This is a genomic window from Zavarzinia sp. (assembly GCF_049306435.1).
In the GTDB taxonomy this organism is placed as follows: domain Bacteria; phylum Pseudomonadota; class Alphaproteobacteria; order Zavarziniales; family Zavarziniaceae; genus Zavarzinia.
Genome location: NZ_JBAQRT010000053.1, coordinates 1 through 3664 on the forward strand (window position 1 = coordinate 1; position 3664 = coordinate 3664).

Here is a 3664-nt window from a genome sequence, read left to right on the forward strand (position 1 = left end):
ACCCCGGCCCCCGCGCCCGCCGTGACCCTGCCGGTCCCGACGGCACCCGCCCCGGCCTCGATGCCCGCCGTGGGGGCGCCGCCGGTGCAGGGCAGCCGTACCGTGCGGATCTCGCTGAAGGATCTCGGCGCGCTCGAGCCGCTGCGGCTTCTCGGGGTCGAGGCGGAGGTCGGCTTTCCGCTGGACATTCGCCGCGACGAAGTGGTCACGGCCGCGAAATTCGTCGTCACCATCGCCTATTCGCCGTCGCTCCTGCCGGATCTCAGCCACATGACCGCGCTGGTGAATGGCGAGGTCGTCGCCTCGATGCGGCTGGAGAAGCAGAACGCGGGCGGCCTGACGGTGGAAATACCGGTCAACCCTGCGCTCTTCGTGCGCCAGAACCGGGTCGGCGTTCGCGTCATCGCCCATTACACCACCGAATGCGAAGACCCGGTGCACAGCAGCCTGTGGTCGATCATCAGCAACGACAGCAATCTCGAACTCACGCTGCAGCCGCTGCCCCAGCGTGCCGATCTCGCCGCCCTGCCGGCGCCCTTCTTCGATTCCGCCGAGCGCAAGTCGCTGTCGCTGCCCTTCGCCCTGCCGGCCAATCCGTCGACCGGCACGCTTCACGCCGCCGCCATCGTCGCCTCCTATTTCGCGGCCGAGGCGGGCTTTCGCGGCTCCGATTTCCCGGTCAATCTCGGCGGCCTGCCGGCCGGCAACGCCGTCGTGCTGGCGACGCCCGACGCCCTGCCGGCGGGTCTTGGCCTGCCGGCGATCACGGGGCCGACCCTGGCGGTCATGGGCAATCCCGCCGACGCCTTCGGCCGGCTGCTGGTCATCGCGGGCCGCAACGACGACGAACTGAAGGCCGCGGCGACCACGCTCGCCCTTGGCTCTGTCGCCTTGACCGGCACGAGCATGGTGGTGGGAGTCCCGAGCGTTCCCGCCCGCGTGGCCTATGACGCGCCGCGCTGGATCCGCGACGATCGCCCCGTGCGCTTCGGCGAACTGGTGGAGCCCAGCTCGTTGCAGGGCATCGGCCTGATCCCCGGCCCGCTGACCGTGCCTTTCCGCACGTCGCCCGACCTCTTCGTGTGGAGCGAGCGAGGCCTGCCGATGACGGTGCGCTATCGCTACCCGCGAGGCGAATGGTTGGATGTCCAGCGTTCGCGCCTCGACGTCGCGATCAATGGCCAATATCTGAAGTCGTTGCCCTTCGGCGCCCCCAACCTGCTCGACGATGTGCGCGATCTGGTCAGCAACGACTTCGTGCTGAACGAATCCCGGGTGAAGGTGCCGCCGTTCCAGGTCTTCGGCTCCAACCTGCTCTCGTTCTTCTACGATCTGCGCCCGTACAAGCGGGGCGAATGCGAAAGCACCCTGCCGACCGGGGTGAAGACGGCGATCGACCCCGATTCGACCATCGATATTTCCGGGGCCGAACATTTCGCCGTGATGCCCAATCTGTCCTTCTTCGCCAGCGCGGGCTTTCCCTTCACCCGGGTCGCCGACATGGGCGAGACGGCGGCCATCCTGCCGGACCGGCCCAAGGCGTCGGAGATCCAGGCTTTCCTCACGCTGATGGGGCGTTTCGGCGAGTTCACCGGCTTTCCGCCCTTGCGGCTGACCCTGCAGCAGGGCACGGCCAATCTGATCGCGACCCGCGGCAAGGACCTGCTCGTCATCGGCAGTCTGGACGACCGGCTGGGTCTGGCGCGGCTGGTCGGCGACGGCCCGATCGAGGTTGAAGGCAATCGCCTGAAGATCGCGTCGGGGCGGGCCATCGAACAGGTCTACAATCTGCTCGACGGCCAGGGCTGGAGCGACGACGCCGACAAGGCGGGCCAGTTGCTGCTGGCGAATGGCGATTTCGCCGGGATCGTCGGTCGCGAAGTCGAAGGCGGTGAGGGCGGACGGTCGCTGGTCATGGTGCTGGCCAGCCGGCCCGAGCGCCTGCCCAAGGTGGTGGCCGGCCTGTCCGTGCCCGAAATCAACGCGGCGGTCGCCGGCGACATCGCGGTCTTCGATGCCGCGGGGGCGAAGTCCTTCCGCGTCGGTCCGACCTACACGGTCGGGCATCTTGGCTTTTACGGTGAAATGCGCTGGTATTTCCGTAACAGCCCGTTCCTGCTGACGGTATTGTCGATCGTCGCGGTGGTTCTGATCGCGGTCGTGATCATTGTCGTGCTGCGCCTCATCGCCAGGGTGCGGCTGCGGCAATCGAAGGAGACGTGAGATGCCGACGCCCCCACGGGATCGCCATCCGGGCCGGGCCGGTCTCGCGCTTCTGGCGATCGGCCTGACGATCGGCGGCGGCCTGCCGGCTCATGCCCAGGAGGCCAGCCCGGCCGTCGGCGGTCTGACCGAGGCCACCCGCGTCCTGTTCGATCAGGCGGCCTTCTGGCGCGACAAGGGCCGGCGTGATCTTTCGGCCGAGGCCCTGCAGCGCGTTTACAGCGCCGCGCCCGATGATGCGGAGGTGAATTTCCGCCTCGGTCTGTTCGCGGCGCAAGACAAGGATGTGGCCACGGCCGGGGCCTGGCTGGCGCGGCTTCGCCAGCTGGCCCCCGGCGACCCGAGAATCGCCCGGCTCGACGATGCAATCCGCCAGGGCGATCTTGCCGATCGTGTCGTGGAGGCGCGCGGCCTGGCCCGGGCCGGCAAGGTGGAAGCCGCCGTCGCCAGGTACCGCGAGCTGTTCGCCAACGGCCTGCCCGCCGCCTACGCCCTCGAATTCTACCAGACCCTGGCGACCACCGCCGACGGCTTCGATGAAGCCCGTCAGGGCCTCGGCCGGCTGGCGGCGGCCGATCCGTCCGGCGCGGCGGCGGCGGTCCATGCCCGGGTGCTGACCTATCGCGAGGATAGCCGGCGCGAGGGTATTGCCCTTCTGTCCCGCAGCGGTCTCGCCGATGCGTCGGCCCGCGAGGACTGGCGCCGGGCCCTGCTGTGGCTGGAGGCGAAGCCCGCCGACAAACCCCTTTACGATGCCTATCTGGCCCTGGAGCCGGATGATGGCGCGGTCGCCGGGCATCTGGCGCAGGCGACGGTCGTCGCCGCGACCGCCCCGGCTGTCGTGCCCGGCGGGCAATCGGCGGTGGAGCGGGCGGAACAGTTGCGCCGAGCGGGCCGATTGGCCGAAGCCTATGATGTGCTGGCCCTCGCGCTCGGCAATAATTCGAGTGACGCCGGCCTGTTGTCCGCGCTGGCCCGGCTCTATGGCGACGGCCAGATGCATGGGCAGGCGGTTCAGGTCTATGACACGATTCTGTCGCGCGATCCCGGCAGTCCCGCCGTCATCGAAGGCGCGGTCGGCGCCGCCCTGAACGCGGGCGATGTCGTCACCGCCGGGCGCTGGCTGAAGGATGCCCTGGCCCGTGCCCCGGCCGAACCCGGCCTGCATGTGCTGGCGGCCCGCCTCGCCGAGGCGAGGGGCGATACCCCGGGGGCGATCCGGTCGCTCGAAACCGCGCAGGCCCTGCGGGCGCGCCAGCTGGGCCAAGGGGCCCTCCCCGACGCGACACTCCCCGACGCGACACCGCCCGAGATAGCGGCGGTTCCCGGCAATCCCTTCCGCCGCGAGGCGGTGGCGGCCCGGCCGTCTCCGGTCGTCGACGTATCGGCCCCGGCGCGGCGCCCTGCGGCGCCACGCGAAGCCGCCTCGCCCCAATCCTTG

At 70.0% G+C, this 3664-nt stretch carries 2 protein-coding genes; both read left to right on the forward strand.

Annotated elements, in window-relative coordinates; all coding sequences use genetic code 11:
* On the forward strand, window positions 1-2223 hold a 2223-nt coding region (gene bcsB / locus WAZ62_RS02840), incomplete at its 5' end, for a cellulose biosynthesis cyclic di-GMP-binding regulatory protein BcsB (RefSeq protein WP_422642021.1).
* A 1-nt stretch (window position 2224) separates the two neighbouring features.
* Window positions 2225-3664, forward strand: a 1440-nt coding sequence (locus WAZ62_RS02845; protein ID WP_422642022.1) for a hypothetical protein, incomplete at its 3' end; no start/stop codon positions are given.